A 19,092-nucleotide genomic window follows, 5' to 3' on the forward strand; every position below is an offset into this window, starting at 1 on the left:
ATAGCGCTGGGCAGACTTGTGCAGCGTCACGCCGGCAAGTGCGTGCGCCATTCATCAATTTCTATAGCCCCACTGGCGGGACGAAAACAAGGGCAGAACATGCTTTATCCTGAACTCTTCAAGACCATGGAAGCGGTGCGCTGGAACATGGCGCACGATATTCCCTGGGGCGACTTCGATCGCAGCAAGCTCTCGGACGAGCAGGCGCACACGATCAAGATGAACGCCATCACCGAGTGGGCCGCGCTGCCGGCCACCGAGATGTTCCTGCGCGACAATCGCGGCGACAGCGATTTCTGCGCCTTCATGTCGGTGTGGTTCTTCGAAGAACAGAAGCATTCCCTGGTGCTGATCGAATACCTGCGCCGCTTCCGTCCCGATCTGGTGCCCACGGAAGAAGAGCTGCACAACGTGCGCTTCGAATTCGACGTCGCGCCCGAGCTGGAAACGCTGATGCTGCACTTCTGCGGCGAAGTGCGCCTGAACCACTGGTATCGCCGCGCCGCCGAATGGCACACCGAGCCGGTCATCAAGGCCATCTACAAGACCGTGGCGCAGGACGAGGCCCGCCATGCCGGCGCCTACCTGCAGTACATGCGCCGCGCGCTGCACAACCGCGGCGAGGACACCAGCGTCCAGGCGCGCCTGGCGTTCTCCAAGATCGGCGTGCTGATGGCCTCGGCCGGCCGCACCCAGCAGGCGCTGCACCCGACCAACCTGCACGTCAACAAGGACCTGTTCCCCAACGACACGGTGCAGTCGCGCCTGCCCGAGCCGGGCTGGCTGGAGCATTGGCTGGACAGCCAGATCCGCTTCGACGGCATCTGGGAACAGAAGGTCGCCACCCGTATCCTGCACATCCTGTCCAAGCTGATGGACCGCAGCTTCGAGACGGTCAAGGACCTGAACCGCTATCGCAAGGAAATGACGGCGCTGGTGGTGCCCAAGGAAAAGGAAATCGTGCTGGCCGGCGCCTGACCGGGCGCCGTCGTACAATCGCGGCATGCCAGCCGCCCGTTTCGAATCCAAAGTCCTGTCCCGCGACGACTGCGTCGCGGCCGTTGCCGCCGGCCGCCTGCCGCGGCCGCTGGTGTTCACCAATGGCGTCTTCGACATCCTGCACCGGGGCCACGCCACCTACCTGGACCAGGCCGCCCAACTGGGCGCCACGCTGGTCGTGGCGGTCAACACCGATGAATCGGTGCGCCGCCTGGGCAAGGGCGCCGAGCGCCCGCTGAACCGCATGGAAGACCGCGCCGCGCTGCTGGCGGCGCTGGGTTTTGTCACGGTGGTCACCTCGTTCCACGAGGACACGCCCGAGGCCCTGATCGGCCAGCTCAAGCCGGACCTGATCGTCAAGGGCGGCGACTACGACATGGAAAAGCTGCCCGAGACCGCCCTGGTCAAGACCTGGGGCGGCCGCGCGGTGGCCATTCCGTTCGAGTTCGAGCGCTCCACCACGGCGCTGGTCAAGAAGATCCAGGGCGCCTGAGCCCGGCGCCACACGCTCAGCGCGGTTCGCGCAGCAACCGGTTGATGGCTTCCAGGTCGGACTCGGCCAGGATGCCGCTGGTGGCCTTCAGGCGCAGCCCCGACAGCACCGTGCTGTAGCGCGCCAGCGCCAGGTCGCGCTGGGTGGCGTAGAGCTGCTGCTGGGCGTTGAGCACGTCCAGGTTGATGCGCACGCCCACCTCGTAGCCGGTGCGGTTGGCCTCGACCGCGGCGCGGCTGGACTTCTCGCCGGCTTCCAGCGCCTGGATGCGCGCCAGGCCGCTGGTGACGCCGGTGTAGTACTGGCGCGCGGCCTGCACCGCCTGGCGCCGCGCGGCCTCGAAATCGTGGCGGGCTTTCTGTTCGAGCTGCACCTTTTCCGTGACCTGCGAGGACACCCCGCCGCCCGAATACAAGGGAATCGACAGCACCACGCCGATGGTGCTGTCGATCGGCTTGCCGGGGGTGGCATTGCGCATCACCGCGTCGCTGGCGCTGCCGCTGGTGGCGCGCAGGTTCAGGGTAGGGTAGTGGCCGCTCTTGGCGATCTGGATCTCGCGGCCGGCGATGCGCGTCAGCAACTGGGCGCGCAGCACCTCCAGGCTGGAGGATTCGGCCTGGTTGCTCCAGTCGGCCACGCGGGCCGGCTGCGGCGCGGGCAACTGCACACCCGGCGGCAGTTCGGCCAGCGCGCCGGGGGCCGCGCCGATGATCCTGGCCAGTTCGTCGCGGCGCACGTCCAGGTCGTTCTGCAGGCGCAGTTCCTGCGCCACCACCAGGTCGTAGCGCGCCTGCGCTTCGTAGGTGTCGGTGATGGTGGCGTTGCCCAGCTCGAAGTTGCGCTTGGCCGACTCCAACTGGCCGGACACGGCGGCTTTCTCCGCCTCGGTCGCGGTCAGGGCGTCCTGGGCGTACAGCACGTTGAAATAGGCGTCGGCCACGCGCAGCAGCAGGTCCTGGTAGGCCTGCTGCAATTGCACCTCGACATCGGCGACGATGAGCTTGGACTGCTCGTAGTTCTGCCAGCGGCCCCAGTCGAACAGCGGCTGGCTCAGCGCCAGGTCCCAGACGCCCCGGCCGCCGCTGTAGGCCATGCTCAGGCCGCGGGTGCTGCGGGTTTCCTGGTAGGCGCCGCCGACCCCGGCCGAGACCTCGGGCAGCAGCAGGGCGCGCGCCTGCGGTTCCTTTTCCAGCCCGGCGCGGTAGTTGGCGCGGGCCGCCGCATAGATGGGGTCATTGCCCAGGGCGGATTGCCACACCTGCAGCAGATTCTGCGCGCACGCGACAGACGGGCCGACACTTGCGGCGGAGGTAAAAACCAGTAAAGCCGTAAGCAGTCGGACGCGCATGATCTGTCAGGGGGAGGGGTGCTGCTCCAGGGAATCCAGGGCGGGGGCCCGTGTGGCCGGGCGGGCCGGCGTGGCGGGGCCGCACGGCCCCGCCTGGGAACTCAGAACTTGAACTGCGACACCGTGGCGCCGCGCAGGGGCTTGATGACCGTTTCGAACAGATTGACGGTCTCGAAGCTGGCGGCGGTGGTGCGGGTGATGCGACAGGCCGTCATGATGGGGGCCTGGCCGACGACGACGACCAGGCGGCCGCCCACGCGCAACTGGTACTTGAGCGCGTCGGGCACGACCGGCACGGAACCCGTCACCAGGATCGCGTCGTATTCGGTGGAACCCCAGCCGTTGCGGCCGTCGCCGGTTTCGACCTTGACGTTGGTGACGTTGTTCATCTGCAGGTTCTGCTGCGCGAACGTGACCAGGCGGCTGTCGATCTCGACCGAGGTGACCTGCTGCGCCAGGTAGCCCAGCAGCGCGGCCTGGTAGCCGGAGCCGGTGCCGATTTCCAGCACGCAGTCGGACTTGCTCAGTTGCAGTTCCTGGGCCAGGCGGGCTTCGACCTTGGGGGCGAGCATGGTCTGGCGGGTATTGACCGCGTTGATTTCCAGCGGCAGTTCCAGGTCGGAAAACGCCAGGGCGCGCAGGGCCGGCGGAACGAACTGTTCGCGGCGCACATCGAACAGTGCTTGCAGCACGTTGGCGTCCAGGACGTCCCACGGGCGGATCTGCTGTTCCACCATGTTGAAGCGGGCTTGTTCTACGTCGGGCAGGGTCGAAGCGTTCATGACGGTCAGGAAAAAAGCGGAGGAATCAGCCGACCATTGTACCGATTCGTAGCGTCCTGTGACGCCGGGGAGCGGGCCGCCTGGTTACACGCCCGGAAACGGGCCGGCGGTCGCGGCGCTTTCGGACGCAATCACGGCCAGCCGGGCGGACGGGAGGAGAGCGCGGGGAGCCGGGTTACATCGGCCCTGGCGGCCGGCCGGGGCGGGGGGACCTGATACGAAGTCCGATACCGCCCCGCCGGTCTCACCACCAGGCGTGGAAGTGGTGCACCGGGCCATGGCCGGAGCCGACCGACAGGCGCTCGGCGTGGCGGATGGCCTCGGTCAGGTACGCCTTGGCGCGGCGCGCCGCCTCGGGCACGTCCTCGACCTGCGGCAGCAGGGCGGCCAGGGCGGCCGACAGGGTGCAGCCGGTGCCGTGGGTGTTGGCGGTCTCGATGCGGTGGCCGGGCAGCTCGATCATGCGGTCGCCGTCGTGCAGCAGGTCGATGGTGTCGTTGCCGGGCAGGTGGCCGCCCTTGACCATGACCCAGCGCTGGCCCGAATGCGCCAGCTTGTTGCGCAGGCGTTCGGCCACGCGCCGCATTTCCTTGACCGTTTCCACCGGGCGCTCTTCCAGCAGCACGCCGGCCTCGGGCAGGTTGGGGGTCAGCAGCGTGGCCTGCGGCAGCAGCGCTTCGCGCATGGCGCCGACGGCATCGCGTTCCAGCAGCAGGTCGCCGCTCTTGGCGACCATGACCGGGTCCAGCACCACGTGCGCCGGGGTCCACTTGGCCAGCTTTTCGGCCACCACCTGGATCACCGGCTGCTGGCCCAGCATGCCGATCTTGACCGCGTCGATGCGCACGTCGGCGAACAGGGTGTCGATCTGCTGGCCGACGAAGGCCGGCGGCACCGGTGAGATGCCGCTGACGCCCTGGGTGTTCTGCGCGGTGAGCGCGGCGATGACGGCGCAGCCATAGGCGCCCAGGGCGCTCATGGCCTTGACGTCGGCCAGGATGCCGGCGCCGCCGGACGGGTCGACGCCGGCGATGGTCAGCGCGTTGGGGATCGGGCGGCCAGTGGCGGCCGGCTGGCGGCTGCTCATTTGGCGGCGCCGGGGGCGGCGGTGATCAGGCCTTCGGTGGGCGAGCTGGGCGCGCCGCTGTAGAGCTTTTTCGGCATGCGGCCGGCCAGGAAGGCCTCGCGGCCGGACTCGACGCCCTTCTTCATGGCGCTGGCCATCAGCACCGGGTCGCGCGCGGCGGCGATGGCGGTGTTCATCAGCACGGCGTCGCAACCCAGTTCCATGGCGATGGCGGCGTCCGAGGCGGTGCCCACGCCGGCGTCCACCACCACCGGCACGCGCGCCTGGTCGATGATCAGGCGCAGGTTCCAGGGATTCAGGATGCCCATGCCGGAGCCGATCAGCGAGGCCAGCGGCATCACCGCCACGGCGCCCATGTCTTCGAGCATGCGGCACTGGATGGGATCGTCGGTGCAATAGACCATGACCTGGAAGCCCTCATCCACCAGCGTCTTGGTGGCCTTGAGCGTTTCCGGCATGTTGGGGAACAGCGTGTGCGGATCGCCCAGCACTTCCAGCTTGACCAGGGCGTGGCCGTCCAGCAGCTCGCGCGCCAGGCGCAGCGTGCGCACGGCGTCGTCGGCCGAATAGCAGCCGGCGGTGTTGGGCAGCAGCGTGAACTTGGACATCGGCACGTAGTCGAGCAGGTTGGGCTCGCCCGGGTTCTGGCCGATGTTGGTGCGGCGGATGGCGACCGTGACGATCTCGGTGCCGCTGGCGTCCAGCGCCGCGCGGGTCTGTTCGAAATCCTTGTACTTGCCGGTGCCGACGAGCAGGCGCGACGAATAGGCGCGGCCGGCGATGGTGAGAGTGTCTTGAGTGGTCATGGCGGTGCTTCAAAGAGCGGGCGCGCGCAGCGGGACCCGCGGGGGCTGGCTGATCATCGGGGATCAACGGGTTGATCACGGTTAGGCGAATCATAAAGCACGGCGCGGCGCGGCTGCGACCAAGGCCACGCTGGCGCGTTCCACAAATCGCGCTTGCCGCGCACGACGGGCGGGCGCGAATGACCGGGTCGCGGACAGGGGTATGCCGCCGGCCCCGCGCCGGGCGGGGGCTTTCGAGCCGCCGGCCCTAGCGCGCCCGCAGGCCGTCCAGGTCCGCGCACAACTGCTCGGCCGCGTCGATCAGGCGCGGGCCGGGGCGGTACAGCGCGTCGGCGTCGATGCCGTAGACGTGGCCGGCCAGTGCCGCCGGCAGGCCCATGGCGCGCCAGGCCGCCAGGTTGCGGGCGGTGTCCGCGGGCGCGGAGACGCCGGCCAGCACCGCGTCGGGCCGCGCCGCCAACACGCTTTCCAGGCCGACCTGCGGGGCCACGACCGGCGCCTGCTCGAAGACGTTGACGCCACCGCACAGGCGCAGCGCGTCGCTGACGATGCTGGCGTGGTTCAGGGTGTAGATCGGGTCCAGGCCCGCCTGCACGAAGACGCGCACCGGCGCGCGGCCGGCGTAGCGCGCGGCCAGCGCGTCGAGCCGCGCGCGCAGGGCGTGGGCGGCGGGCGCCGCCTGGGCCTCGGTGCCGAACAGCACGCCCAGGCGTTCGACCGCGTCGGGGATGGCCGCCAGCGTCTGCGGGTCGCTGTAGTAGAGCGGCACGCCCAGCTTGTCCATCACGCGCGCCAGCGGCGCGGCGGCCGATGGTTGCCAGGCGATGACCAGGTCGGGACGGGCGGCGGCCACGCGCTCGGGATCGGGCTGGGTGCCGTCGCCGATGACCGGCAGGGCGCGAGCCGCGGGCGGATAGTCGCTGCCCCGGATGGTGGCGACCAGGTAGGCGCCGGCGCCGGCCGCGTAGACCAGCTCGGTGGCGTGCGGCGCGAGGGTCACCGCACGCCGCGCCGGGGCCGCCAGGGTCAGGTCGCGGCCGCGATCGTCGCGCGCGTGGATCGCCGCAGTGGGGCCGGCAGGGGTGTCGGCCGCCGCCGGACCGGGGCCGGACAGCAGCCCCAGGACGGCGAACGGAAGGGCGCGGACGAAGGTCATGCGAGGGATCGATACGGTCGGCGTGGAACAACGCCGACTATATCGGATCGCCGCTCAGTAGCGCAGCGTGAGGGAGGCGTAGAAGTTGCGGCCGGGCGCGGGGTACAGGTTGTACGGACCCGTTTCGCCCATGCTGCCGCTGCGGATGCCGTAGGTGGCGTACTTGCGGTCCAGGATGTTGTTCACGCCCACCGCGCCTTCGATATTGCGGGTGAATTTGTACGCGACCTTGGTGTTGAACAGCACGTAGGCGTCCAGCTGTTTGTCGAACTCGTTGGCCTGGTCGTTGTCCAGGCGCGACTTGCCGACGTATTGCGCGGCCACGTTCCACAGGAACGCATCGGTGGGACGCCAGGTCACGCCGGCATTGGCCAGCCACTTCGGCGCCATCGGCACGGTCTTGCCGGCCAGGTCGACGCCGTTGTAGGTGCCCGAGCGGAATTGCGCCTCCATCCAGGTCACGTTGGCGTCCAGCGTCACGCCGCGGACGATTTCGTGATGGCCTTCCAGTTCGATGCCCTGGCGCCGGGTCGGGTCCAGGTTGACGTTGGCGCCGAACATGTCGGCCAGCGGGTTGTACTGGATTTCGTTGGTCAGGTCATAGCGGAACCACGACAGGCGGGCGCTGCTGCGCTCCGATTGCCAGGTCACGCCCAGTTCCTTGTCGGTGGAGGTCTGCGGCGCCAGCGGGTTCTGCACCCACAGCAATTCGTCGCTGTTGGCCAGGCGGAAGCTGCGGCCGACCTTGCCGTACACGCCGAAGCCGTTGCTCAGATCCTGGCGCACGCCCAACTGCCAGGCAGTCAGGTGGTGGCCGCTGTCCGAGGGGTTGCCGCCCGAGCCGGCCAGGATTTCCAGCTTGTCCGAGGCATACTGGCGCCGCACGCCCATGGTGACGTTGGTGCTCTCGGTGGCGCGGATCTGGCCTTCGGCGAACAGTCCGTACTGATGCTGGCGCGACTGCATCCTGGATTGGACCGGGTCGTAGTACGCGTCCTGCGTGACCGTGGTCCGGGACTCCAGCGCGTCGGCGCCGAAGACGACGCTGTGGCCGCCGCTGATCGGCAGGCGGTAGCGCAGGCTGGCGCTGTTTTCCACCAGCTTCTGGTCGCGCAGCGTGTCGCCGCCGCTGTCGAACATGCTCGGCGAGGCATAGGTCAGGCCGTGCAGCTTTTTGTTGCGGCTGGCCAGGTCGGCGTAGAGCGTGCCGACGCCCAGCGCCTGTTCGAGTTGCAGACCGATGGTGGTGGACGTGGACTTGATGAAGTCGGCGTCGTTCTTGGAGCCGCGGCGGTCGTCCTGGTACTGGTTCAGGCCGGTGAGCGGATTGATCTGGCGCGGGCCGGGCAGTTCCAGGCGCTGCGTGGTGGTGTTGCCGTACAAGCGGATCGAACCGTCGGCATGGCGGAAGGTGATGCCGCCGCCGCCGCCCTCGCGGGTTTCGGCGTTGTTGTCGCGGTAGCCATCGCTGTGCAGCGATTGCATGTAGGCGTCGACGCCGACCTTCTGGTTGTTCAGGGCCACGGCGGCGTCGTACTGGCGCAGGCCGTAGCTGCCGAAGGTGGCGGTGGCGCGGGCCGTGACCGGCTCCTTGGCGAAGTCCTTGCGGGTGATGATGTTGATCACGCCGCCGGTGGTGCCGCCGCCGTATTGCACCGAACCGCTGCCGCGCACGATCTCGACGCGCTCGACCTGGTCCAGCGGCACCACGCCCAGGTTGGGGGCGGACAGGTCGTTGGGGTTCTGCTTGACGCCGTCGATCATGATCAGCGTGTTGCTGGCGCCGGTCACGCCGAAGCCGCGCAGGTCGACCATGGCGCCGTCCGCCGAGCCGGAGCTGTTGATCAGGTGGATGCCGGCTTGCGTCGACAGCAGGTCCTGCATGGTGCGGGCGCTGCTGGCGGCGATGTCTTCCGCGGTGATGACGGAGATCGACACCGGCAAGGTGCGGCCGTCGCTGGGCACGCGCTGGGCGGTGACGGTGACGGTGTCGAGTTCGGGAGCGGGGGTGGCGGCTTGCTGGGCGGCCGAGAGGGCCGGGGCGGAACAGAGCAGGGCGCCAGCGTAGCGCCGGATGGAGCGGGATTTCATCTACAAGACCTCGATGCGACCCGCGACCCCGCAGGTCAATCACGATGGGGAGGAAACCCGGGCCACGCCGCGATCCCTGGGGAGCGGGCGCCGGACGGGCGTCCTGGCGATCGAACAGGCCGGTATCGGGCTGCCATGGGCGCATCGCGCGCATGGGGACCGTTGCGGGGGCAGCACAGGCTGGATGTCCGGGCCGGCCGGCCTTGTGGGCGGCGGGGCGGATGTCTTCCTGTTTCCCGTTTACCTTTCGCGCGCGGACCGGCAAGTGTTGCGCTCTTGCCTGTCCCTGTGCGCCGAAAGCACCGGTTCGGGGCCGAAACTGTATCACCGGAGGGCGAAACAGGGCCTGTTTTGTTACGATCAGGGGTTGATTTTTCGGCCTTTATCGTTTTTTAGCGACATTTGCGCGGCCGCTTTCGTTGCCCAACCCTCCTTTCGGACCTGAACGTGTCGTATCCCCGCCTGCCTTACCCGCCCGAGAGTTTCACCCGTGGCGGCGATTTCGCCCGCCTGCTGGGCCAGCGCATCCTGATCCTGGACGGCGCCATGGGCACGATGATCCAGCGCTACAAGCTGGGCGAGGCCGATTTCCGCGGCGAGCGCTTCGCCGGCCATGGCAAGGACCTGAAGGGCGACAACGAGCTGCTGTCGCTGGTGCGGCCGGACGTGATCTCGGAGATCCACCGCCAGTACCTGGAAGCCGGCGCCGACGTCATCGAGACCAACACCTTCGGCGCCACCTCGATCGCGCAGGGCGACTACGACCTGCCGGAACTGGCCTATGAATTGAACCTGGTGTCCGCGCAACTGGCGCGCCAGGCCTGTGACCAGTACAGCACGCCGGACAAGCCGCGCTTCGTGGCCGGCGCGCTCGGCCCGCAGCCCAAGACGGCGTCGATCTCGCCCGACGTGAACGACCCGGGCGCCCGCAACGTCACCTTCGACGAGCTGCGCGTCGCCTACATTGAACAGCTCAACGGCCTGCTGGACGGCGGCATCGACATCGTCCTGATCGAGACCATCTTCGACACGCTCAACGCCAAGGCGGCGATCTTCGCCACCGAGGAAGTGTTCGAGCAGCGCGGCATCCGCCTGCCGGTGATGATCTCGGGCACCGTCACCGACGCCTCCGGCCGCATCCTGTCGGGCCAGACCGTGGAGGCCTTCTGGAACTCGGTGCGCCATGCGCGACCGGTCACCATCGGCCTGAACTGCGCGCTGGGCGCGGCGCTGATGCGCCCGTACGTGGCCGAGCTGTCCAAGATCTGCGACACCTACGTCTGTGTCTACCCCAACGCCGGCCTGCCCAACCCGATGGCCGAGACCGGCTTCGACGAGACCCCGGCCGATACTTCCGCGCTGCTGGAGGAATTCGCCCGCGCCGGGCTGGTGAACATGTCGGGCGGCTGCTGCGGCACCACGCCCGACCACATCCGTGCCATCGCCGACAAGGTCGCGGCCCTGACGCCGCGGGTGGTGCCGGAGATTCCGGTCAAGACCCGCCTGTCGGGCCTGGAGCCGCTCAACATCGACGAGGACACGCTGTTCGTGAACGTGGGCGAACGCACCAACGTCACCGGCAGCAAGATGTTCGCGCGCCTGATCCGCGAAGAGAAATACGACGAGGCGCTGGCGGTGGCCCGCCAGCAGGTCGAGAACGGCGCGCAGATCATCGACATCAACATGGACGAGGCCATGCTGGATTCGGTGGCGTGCATGCACCGCTTCCTGAACCTGATCGCGTCCGAGCCCGACATCGCCCGCGTGCCGGTGATGATCGACAGCTCCAAGTGGGACGTCATCGAGACCGGCCTGAAGTGCGTGCAGGGCAAGCCGGTGGTCAACTCGATCTCGATGAAGGAAGGACTGGAGCCGTTCCGCCACCATGCGCGCCTTTGCCGCCGCTACGGCGCGGCGGTGGTGGTGATGGCGTTCGACGAACTGGGCCAGGCCGACACGCTGGAGCGCCGCAAGGAAATCTGCGGCCGCGCCTACAAGATCCTGGTCGAGGAAGAGGGTTTCCCGCCGGAAGACATCATTTTCGATCCCAACGTGTTCGCGGTCGCCACCGGCATCGACGAGCACAACCATTACGCCGTCGACTTCATCGAGGGCACCCGCTGGATCCGCGAGAACCTGCCCCACGCCCGCATCTCGGGCGGGGTCTCGAACGTGAGCTTCTCGTTCCGCGGCAACGAGCCGATGCGCGAGGCCATCCACACCGTGTTCCTGTATTACGCGGTCAAGGAAGGCATGACGATGGGCATCGTCAACGCCGGCCAGTTGGGCGTGTATGCGGACCTCGATCCCAAGCTGCGCGACCTGGTCGAGGACGTGGTGCTGGACCGCGCCGAGCCGGTCGGCAAGACCGACCCGGCCGACGAACGCACGCCGACCGAGCGCCTGGTGCAGTTCGCCGACACGGTGAAGGGCTCGGGCGCGAAGAAGGAAGAAGACCTGGCCTGGCGCAATGCGGAGGTCGAGGCGCGCCTGTCGCACGCGCTGGTGCACGGCATTACCGCCTTCATCGTCGAGGACACCGAAGAGGTGCGCCAGAAGATCGCCGCGCGCGGCGGCCGTCCGATCGAGGTGATCGAAGGCCCGCTGATGGACGGCATGAACGTGGTGGGCGACCTGTTCGGCGCCGGCAAGATGTTCCTGCCGCAGGTGGTGAAGTCGGCGCGCGTGATGAAGCAGGCCGTGGCCCACCTGATCCCCTTCATCGAAGAGGAAAAGCGCCAGATCGCGGCCGCCGGCGGCGACGTGCGCGCCAAGGGCAAGATCGTCATCGCCACCGTCAAGGGCGACGTGCACGACATCGGCAAGAACATCGTCTCGGTGGTCCTGCAGTGCAACAACTTCGAAGTGGTGAACATGGGCGTGATGGTGCCCTGCGCCCAGATCCTGGAGAAGGCCAAGGAAGAGAAGGCCGACATCGTCGGCCTGTCCGGCCTGATCACGCCCAGCCTGGAAGAGATGGCCTACGTCGCCTCGGAAATGCAGCGCGACGAGTATTTCCGCAGCCGCAAGGTGCCGCTGATGATCGGCGGCGCCACCACCAGCCGCGTGCACACGGCCGTGAAGATCGCGCCCAACTACGAAGGCCCGGTGATCTACGTGCCAGACGCCAGCCGTTCGGTGGGCGTGGCCACCAGCCTGATGTCCGACCAGGCGGACGCCTACCTGGCGGAGCTGGCCGAGGAATACGAGGACGTGCGCCGCCGCCACGCCAACCGCAAGGCCGCGCCGATCCTGCCGCTGGCCGAGGCGCGCGCCTCGCGCCCGCGGATCGACTGGGACAGCTACACGCCGCCGCGCCCCAAGTTCATCGGCCGCCGCACCTTCAAGAGCTATGACCTGGCCGAGATCGCGAAGTACGTGGACTGGGGCCCGTTCTTCCAGACCTGGAGCCTGTTCGGGCCGTTCCCGGCGATCCTGGACGACAAGGTGGTGGGCGAGCAGGCGCGCAAGGTCTACGCCGACGGCCAGGCCATGATGAAACGCATCGTCGAGGGCCGCTGGCTGACCGCCAACGGCGTGGTCGGCTTCTATCCGGCCAACAGCGTCAACGACGAGGACATCGAGGTCTACAAGGACGAGAGCCGCAGCGAGGTGCTGTTCACCTACCGCAACCTGCGCCAGCAGGGCGCCAAGCGCGAGGGCGTCAGCAACAAGTCGCTGTCGGACTTCATCGCGCCCAAATCCAGCGGCAAGCTCGACTACATCGGCATGTTCGCGGTGACGGCCGGCATCGGCATCGAGAAGAAGGAAGCCGAGTTCGAGAAGGCGCTGGACGACTATTCCGGCATCATGCTCAAGTCGCTGGCCGACCGCCTGGCCGAAGCCTTCGCCGAATGCCTGCACGCCCGCGTGCGCCAGGACCTGTGGGGCTACGCGCCGGACGAGGCGCTGTCCAACGACGACATGATCGCCGAGAAGTACGTCGGCATCCGCCCGGCGCCGGGCTATCCGGCCTGCCCGGAGCACGTGGTCAAGACCGACATGTTCCGCGTGCTGGACGGCGCCGACATCGGCATGATGCTGACCGACAGCTACGCCATGTTCCCGGCCTCGAGCGTGTCGGGCTTCTACTTCAGCCATCCGCAGTCGCAGTATTTCAACGTCGGCATCATCGGCGAAGACCAGTTGCAGGACTACGCCGCGCGCAGCGGCCGCAGCATCGAGGATCTGAAGCGCACGCTGGCGCCGAACCTGGGCTGAGGCGGGTTCCGCCGCCGCGCCGGGCCCGCCCGGTATCCCAGCGCCACCCCAGCGCCGCCCCGGCTCGTCCGGCGCGGCGCTTTGTTTTACTCGGACGGTTTACCAAATGGATAGTGGTAAACCATGATGTGCCAAATTGGTAAACCACATAATATTTGGTCCAACCACTTTCAACGCCATGACACTACAACTGATCCCCAAGCCCGAGGAACCCGCCAGCAAGCCGGTGGCCGACCGCGCCTACCTGCGGCTGGCCGCGCAGATCCAGGCGCTGGTCGCGCAGGGCGAGTTCGCGGTGGGCAAGCGCCTGCCGGCCGAGCGCGCGCTGGCCGAGCGCTTCGACGTCAGCCGCACCTCGCTGCGCGAGGCCATCATCGCGCTGGAACTGCAGGGCGTGGTGGAAGTGCGCGGCGGCTCGGGCATCTACGTCTGTGAGCCCAAGCCGGGCGTGGCGCGCCTGCCGGCCGCGCAGGAGCCGGGCGCCGGTCCGTTCGAACTGCTGCGCGCGCGCTGCCTGGTGGAATCCGAGATCGCGGCGCTGGCGGCCACGACGCGCAACGACGCCGACCTGGACCGCATCTTCGAGGCGCTGACCACCATGCGCGAACAGATGATGCACAAGGAAGAGAACCAGGAGGCCGACCGCCGTTTCCACCTGTACATCGCGCAGTCCACCGGCAACAGCGTGCTGCTGGGCACGGTGACGGCGATGTGGGACCAGGCGCAAGGCCCCATCTGGGAAAAGATCGAACAGCATTTCCACACGCAGGAATTGCGCCAGGCCTCGCAGGAAGACCATCAGCGCATCTTCAGCGCGCTGGTGGCGCGCGATGCGGATGGCGCGCGGCAGGCAATGCGCAATCACCTCGAACGCGTGATCGGCGAGTTCGCGCAGGGGTGGCGTTGACGTAATACCGGCAGGCGGCCCCCGGCAGAGCGCGGAAGATACCGCGCCCCGGAACCGGGCGACACACATCAGGAGACAACAGGATGCAGCAAAGGAACAAGGGGAGCCGCGCCTGGCACAGGGCGGCGGCGATGTTGTCGGCGTGCGCGCTGACGGCTTATGCGCTGGCGGCGCCGGCGATGGCGCAGGAAGCGCCCGCGGCGGGCCAGAGCGCGCGCATCGATGCGATCCGCAAGGCGGGCGAGCTGCGCGTCGGCGTGCTGCAGAATGCGCCCTGGCTGCTGCAGGACGTGTCCGGCAAGGGCGGCGAGGGCTGGAGCGGCCCGGCCTGGCTGCTGGCCAAGGAATACGCCCGCCTGCTGGGCGTGAAGCTGACGCCGGTGCAGGTCTCGCACGAGACCAAGGTGCCGGTGCTGGCGGCCAACCAGGTCGACATGACCATCAGCCCGCTGGCCGAGACGCCGGAGCGCCTGAAAGTGGTCGACTTCGTGCTGTATTCGTCCACCAGCGTCTGCCTGTTTGGCCTGGCGTCCAATCCCAAAATGGCCGCGGCCAAGTCGGTCGATGACCTGAACCGGCCCGGCGTCACCATCGCATACTTCACCGGCGGCGCCGAGGAAGCCTGGGTCAAGCAGCGCTTTCCCAACGCCACGCTGCGCGCCGTGGCCAACTCGGGCGCCACCGCGCCGATCGAGGAAATCATGGCCAAGCGCGCCGACGCGGCGCCGATCAACCGCGTGCCCTGGGTCGGCCTGAGCCGCAAGGTGCGCGGCCTGACCGCGCTGCCCGCCGAGGCCAACTGCCAGCAGAGCACCGAAAAGGCCTCGCCGGTGGGCCTGGCGATCGACAAGAACCAGCCCGAATACCTGGCCTGGCTGCGGCAGGTGGCCGCCGGCATGAAGACGCGCCTGGACGCCGACGAAATGCGCATCATCGAACAGACCCCGTAGGCCGCTCCGGCCTTTCCCCACCCCACTGGATTCACCGACCCCGCGCAAGGCGCGCGGCCCGGGCGACTGCCCGCGGCCTCGCGCGCCCGCATCCGGCGTCCGCCGCCGGGCTTGCCTCCAAGGAGACCGCAATGCAACCGTCCTTCCTCACCCGTTTCGCCGCCACCGCTCTGCTGCTGGCCGGCGCCGCCACCGCCCAGGCGCAGACGCCGCCCGCGCCCGGCGAGAGCCCGCGCATCGACGCCATTCGTAAGGCCGGCGTGCTGCGCGTGGGCGTGGTCAACAACCCGCCGTGGCTGGTGCAGAACACCACCGGCTCGGGCGAGCCCTGGATGGGCTCGTCGTGGCTGCTGGGCAAGGAATTCGCGCGCCTGCTGGACGTGAAGATCGTGCCGGTGCAGGTCAGCCACGAAACCAAGGTGCCGGCGCTGATCGCCAATCAGATGGACATCATGATCGGGCCGCTGAACCAGAACGCCGAGCGCGCCAAGATCATCGACTTCGTCACGTTCTCGAACACCAGCGTCTGCATGTTCGGCCTGGCGTCCAACCCCAAGTTCACCAGCGCCACCAAGGTCGAGGACTTCAACCAGCCCGGCATCACCATGGCGTACTTCTCGGGCGCGGGCGAAGAGCCGCTGGTGCTGGAGAACTTTCCCAAGGCCAAGCTGCGCGGCGTCACCAACTCGGGTTCGGTGGCGCCGATCGAGGAAGTGCTGGCGGGCCGCTCCGACGTGGCGCCGCTGAACCGCATGCTGTGGCCCAACATCAGCAGGAAGGTCAAGGGCCTGGCCGTGTTCCCCAAGGAAAACGATTGCCAGGACAGCAAGATCTTCGCGATCGACGCGGGCATGGGCGTGGCCAAGAACCAGCCGGTGTACCTGGAGTGGCTGCGCAAGGTGGAAGCGCGCATGCATCCCGAACTGGTGGCCGAAGAACGCCGCATGACGCAGAACCTGAAGTAAGGCGGACACACCATGCTCAATTGCGCGATTCATGGGGCCGAGGACCTGCGGCTGGTGGAACAGGCGCCCGAGCCGCTGGGCCCGACGCAGGTGCGCGTCGGCGTCAAGGCGGTCGGCATCTGCGGTTCGGACCTGCATTACTACCGTCACGGCCGGGTCGGCGACTTCGTCATCCGCGAACCGCTGACGCCGGGCCACGAGGCCTCGGGCCAGGTGCTGGAGGTCGGCTCGGCGGTCACCGCCGTCAAGCCCGGCGACCGCGTGGCGCTGGATCCGGCGCGCACCTGCGGCGTGTGCCGCTATTGCCGCCAGGGCGATTCCAACCACTGCGAGGCGGTGTTCTTCTTCGGCAGCGCCAGCCGCTATCCGCACATGCAGGGCGCGATGCGCGAGCAGGTGGTGGTGCAGGAAAAGCAGTGCGTGCCAGTCCCGGACAGCCTGTCGTTCGAGCTGGCCGCCTTCGGCGAGCCGCTGGCGGTGGCGCTGCACGCGGTGCGCAGCGCCGGCACGCTGCTGGGCAAGACGGTGATGGTGGTGGGCGCCGGGCCGATCGGCGCGCTGGTGCTGATGGCGGCGCGCCTGGCCGGCGCCAGCCAGGTCATCGTGGTCGACATCGTCGACCAGACCCTGGCAACCTGCGCCAAGGTCGGCGCCACGCGCACCATCAACGCCGCCGCCGAGCCGGGCGCGCTGGACGAGCTGGCGGCGGGCAAGGGCACGGTCGATGTGTGCTTCGAGGCCTCCGGCAACTACGCCGGGCTGGCGAACTGCATCCGCGCCACGCGGCCGCGCGGCACCATCGTCACGGTGGGCACGCTGGGCGGCAGCAGCGAGCAGTGCCCGTTCAACCAGATCATGGTCAAGAGCCTGAACGTCATCGGCAGCTTCCGCTTCGTCGATGAATACGCCTGGGCGGTCGACTACCTGGGCCGCGGCCTGGTGGACGTGGCGCCGCTGCTGACGGCGGCGGTGCCGGCGCGCCAGGCGCACGAGGCCTTCGCGCTGGCGGCCGACCGGCGCCAGGCCATGAAGGTGATGGTGACGTTCTGAGCCCGGCGCTCGCGAATCGCACGGAGATTCCATGGACTTCGATTTTTCCCCCATCGTCGATAACTGGCGCTTCTTCGCCAGCGGCCTGGGCATCACGGTGGCGCTGAGCGCCGTCACGGCGGTGTCCAGCATCCTGCTGGGCCTGGTGATCGCGCTGCTGCGCCTGTACGGGCCGCGCTGGCTGCGGGTGCTGCTGGTGTTCTACATCGACAGCATGCGCGCCATTCCTGTGCTGGTGGTGCTGGTGTGGATCTACTTCGCCTTCCCGCTGCTGGCCGGGGTGACCTTCGCGCCGTTTTGGGCGGCGCTGGTGGCGTTGACGCTGCACATCGCGGCCTATTCGGCCGAGGTGATCCGCGCCGGCATCGAGTCGGTGCGCCCGGGACAGATGCGCGCCGGCCTGGCGCTCGGCATGTCGCGGGCCCAGGCGCTGCGCAAGATCATCCTGCCGCAGGCCACCATCCGCATGCTGCCGGCCTTCGGCTCGGTGCTGACGGTGGCGATCAAGGACACCGCCATCGCCACGGTGATCGCGGTGCCCGAACTGATGCACAAGGCCGAGACCATCGCCGGGCAGAGCTACCGGCCGATCGAGGTGTTCACCGCGGTGATCGTGGCGTATTTCGTGATCCTGTTCCCGGTGACGCGCGGCGTGGACCGGCTGTACCAACGTTACGCACACCTGGGGCGCTCATGAATCTGGACTGGGGAATTATCTGGGACTCGCGCCAGGTGCTGCTGCAGGGCGCGGCCATGACCGTGATGTTGACGGTGGTGACGATGGCGCTGGCGGTGCCCGGCGGCATGGTGCTGGCGCTGATGCGGCTGTCGTCGAACCGCGTGGCCAATGGCATCGCGGTGGCGATCGTCGAGTTCTTCCGCAACCTGCCGCTGATCCTGGTGATCTATTGGGCGTTCTACGTGATGCCGATGGCGCTGGACGTGCAGTTCTCGGCGGTGACCACGGCGCTGGTGGCGCTGGTGCTGAACGTGTCGGCCTACAACTCCGAGACCTTCCGCGCCGGCATCAATTCGATCCGCAAGGGCCAGATGGAGGCGGCGCTGGCGATGGGCATGTCGCGCCGCCAGGCCATGTTCAAGGTGCTGGTGCCGCAGGCAGCGCGGCGCATCCTGCCGGTGCTGGCCAGCACCTGGATCTCGCTGTTCAAGGACACCTCGCTGGTGTCGGTGATCGCCGTCAGCGAGCTGGCCTATGCCTCGATGCAGGTGCGCGCGCAGAGCTTCCGCGTGCTGGAAATGCTGACCGCGATGGCGGTGATCTATTGGCTGATGGGCTATCCGCAGGCCAAGCTGGTCGACTGGATCCACCGCAAATACGGAGTCAAGGAGTGAACGAGATGATCCTGGAACAAGTGGCCGGCACGACCGGCGCGGCGGCGGCCGCAGCAACGACCCGCGCGGCAACGGCCGCCGCAGCGACGGCTGCCGCGGCAACGGCCGCCGCACGCAAGGGCGCCGATCAGCCGCCGGTGCTGGTGTACGAGCACGTGCGCAAGGTCTTTGGCGACTTCGTGGCGTTGAACGACGTTTCGCTGCAGGTCAACAAGGGCGAGGTGATGTGCCTGATCGGCCCGTCCGGCTCGGGCAAGTCCACGCTCCTGCGCTGCACCAACGCATTGGAGAAGATCGACGGCGGCCGCGTGCTGCTGGACGGCGTGGCGGTGCCGGAGGCCGAATCGGAAGTGCGCAAGGTGCGCCAGCGCATGGGCATGGTGTTCCAGAGCTTCGAGCTGTTCCCGCACAAGTCGGCGCTGGACAACGTCGCCATGGGGCCCATCACCGTGCTCGGCATGGCGCCGGAGCTGGCGCGGGCCCGCGCCATGGCGCTGCTGGAGAAGGTCGGCCTGGCCAACAAGGCCGGCAACTTCCCCGCCAACCTGTCCGGCGGCCAGCAGCAGCGCGTGGCCATCGCCCGCGCGCTGGCGATGGAGCCGGAAGTGATGCTGTTCGACGAGCCGACCTCGGCGCTCGACCCCGAGACCGTGGGCGAGGTGCTGAATGTCATGAAGAAGCTGGCGCAGGAAGGCATGACCATGATCGTGGTCACCCATGAAATGAGTTTCGCGCGGCGAGTGGCCAACTGGGTGGTGGTGTTCGAGAACGGCGCCATCCTGGAACAGGGCCCGCCCGCGCAGATTTTCGACAACCCGCAGGTCGCCCGTACCCGCGACTTCCTCAGCCACCTGGGCTGGGAAGGCTGAACACCCTCCCGTTTC

At 68.3% G+C, this 19,092-nt stretch carries 16 protein-coding genes; 10 read left to right on the top strand and 6 right to left on the bottom strand.

What is annotated here, in order from left to right; genetic code table 11:
• Positions 1 to 99: 99 nt before the first annotated feature.
• The gene (locus tag AAID08_RS02405; RefSeq protein ID WP_006386867.1) at positions 100 to 978 is read left to right on the top strand and encodes a ferritin; all 879 of its coding nucleotides are present in this window, start codon (positions 100 to 102) and stop codon (positions 976 to 978) included.
• 25 nt (positions 979 to 1,003) lie between these two features.
• Complete coding sequence (locus AAID08_RS02410; RefSeq protein WP_054503333.1) at positions 1,004 to 1,492, top strand: adenylyltransferase/cytidyltransferase family protein; 489 nt, start codon at positions 1,004 to 1,006, stop codon at positions 1,490 to 1,492.
• A 16-nt stretch (positions 1,493 to 1,508) separates the two neighbouring features.
• Here AAID08_RS02410 and AAID08_RS02415 read toward each other — a convergent pair whose 3' ends face one another.
• The 6 genes from AAID08_RS02415 to AAID08_RS02440 form a co-directional block, all read right to left on the bottom strand.
• Positions 1,509 to 2,840 (bottom strand): TolC family outer membrane protein, encoded by a 1,332-nt coding sequence (locus tag AAID08_RS02415; protein ID WP_064524885.1) that lies wholly within the window; start codon positions 2,838 to 2,840, stop codon positions 1,509 to 1,511.
• A gap of 101 nt (positions 2,841 to 2,941) precedes the next feature.
• The gene (locus AAID08_RS02420) at positions 2,942 to 3,622 is read right to left on the bottom strand and encodes a protein-L-isoaspartate O-methyltransferase (RefSeq protein WP_054483542.1); all 681 of its coding nucleotides are present in this window, start codon (positions 3,620 to 3,622) and stop codon (positions 2,942 to 2,944) included.
• Positions 3,623 to 3,866: 244 nt separating this feature from the next.
• The gene (thiD, locus tag AAID08_RS02425; RefSeq protein WP_054419002.1) at positions 3,867 to 4,709 is read right to left on the bottom strand and encodes a bifunctional hydroxymethylpyrimidine kinase/phosphomethylpyrimidine kinase; all 843 of its coding nucleotides are present in this window, start codon (positions 4,707 to 4,709) and stop codon (positions 3,867 to 3,869) included.
• On the bottom strand, positions 4,706 to 5,515 hold the full coding sequence (locus AAID08_RS02430) for a thiazole synthase (protein WP_006386872.1): 810 nt from the start codon (positions 5,513 to 5,515) through the stop codon (positions 4,706 to 4,708). Before AAID08_RS02430 ends, thiD begins: the two co-directional genes overlap by 4 nt.
• A 247-nt stretch (positions 5,516 to 5,762) precedes the next feature.
• Positions 5,763 to 6,671 (bottom strand): cobalamin-binding protein, encoded by a 909-nt coding sequence (locus AAID08_RS02435; RefSeq protein WP_054503335.1) that lies wholly within the window; start codon positions 6,669 to 6,671, stop codon positions 5,763 to 5,765.
• Positions 6,672 to 6,725: 54 nt separating this feature from the next.
• Positions 6,726 to 8,762, bottom strand: coding sequence for a TonB-dependent receptor (locus AAID08_RS02440; protein WP_020925368.1), 2,037 nt, complete (start codon positions 8,760 to 8,762; stop codon positions 6,726 to 6,728).
• A gap of 447 nt (positions 8,763 to 9,209) precedes the next feature.
• On the opposite strand from AAID08_RS02440, the gene metH reads away from it, so the two are divergent.
• The 8 genes from metH to AAID08_RS02480 all read left to right on the top strand — a co-directional run bounded on the left by metH (position 9,210) and on the right by AAID08_RS02480 (position 19,077).
• Positions 9,210 to 12,983 (top strand): methionine synthase, encoded by a 3,774-nt coding sequence (metH, locus tag AAID08_RS02445; RefSeq protein WP_054503338.1) that lies wholly within the window; start codon positions 9,210 to 9,212, stop codon positions 12,981 to 12,983.
• Between the two features lie 178 nt (positions 12,984 to 13,161).
• Positions 13,162 to 13,890 (top strand): FadR/GntR family transcriptional regulator, encoded by a 729-nt coding sequence (locus AAID08_RS02450; RefSeq protein WP_006386875.1) that lies wholly within the window; start codon positions 13,162 to 13,164, stop codon positions 13,888 to 13,890.
• 83 nt (positions 13,891 to 13,973) lie between these two features.
• On the top strand, positions 13,974 to 14,840 hold the full coding sequence (locus AAID08_RS02455; protein ID WP_054503339.1) for an ABC transporter substrate-binding protein: 867 nt from the start codon (positions 13,974 to 13,976) through the stop codon (positions 14,838 to 14,840).
• 131 nt (positions 14,841 to 14,971) lie between these two features.
• A complete protein-coding gene (locus tag AAID08_RS02460; RefSeq protein ID WP_024067608.1) occupies positions 14,972 to 15,805 on the top strand; it encodes an ABC transporter substrate-binding protein in 834 nt (277 codons plus the stop codon).
• Between the two features lie 12 nt (positions 15,806 to 15,817).
• Positions 15,818 to 16,855, top strand: a complete 1,038-nt coding sequence (locus AAID08_RS02465) for an L-idonate 5-dehydrogenase (protein ID WP_054483548.1) — start codon at positions 15,818 to 15,820, stop codon at positions 16,853 to 16,855.
• A 31-nt stretch (positions 16,856 to 16,886) separates the two neighbouring features.
• The gene (locus tag AAID08_RS02470) at positions 16,887 to 17,552 is read left to right on the top strand and encodes an amino acid ABC transporter permease (protein ID WP_006392647.1); all 666 of its coding nucleotides are present in this window, start codon (positions 16,887 to 16,889) and stop codon (positions 17,550 to 17,552) included.
• Positions 17,549 to 18,208 carry an amino acid ABC transporter permease gene (locus tag AAID08_RS02475; RefSeq protein WP_049070959.1) on the top strand — a complete coding sequence of 220 codons (660 nt, stop codon included), beginning with the start codon at positions 17,549 to 17,551 and terminating at the stop codon, positions 18,206 to 18,208. Before AAID08_RS02470 ends, AAID08_RS02475 begins: the two co-directional genes overlap by 4 nt.
• 137 nt (positions 18,209 to 18,345) lie before the next feature.
• A complete protein-coding gene (locus AAID08_RS02480; RefSeq protein WP_049077414.1) occupies positions 18,346 to 19,077 on the top strand; it encodes an amino acid ABC transporter ATP-binding protein in 732 nt (243 codons plus the stop codon).
• Positions 19,078 to 19,092: the final 15 nt, after the last annotated feature.

The organism is Achromobacter sp. EB05, from assembly GCF_044232075.1.
GTDB classification, from domain to species: Bacteria; Pseudomonadota; Gammaproteobacteria; order Burkholderiales; family Burkholderiaceae_B; genus Achromobacter; species Achromobacter dolens.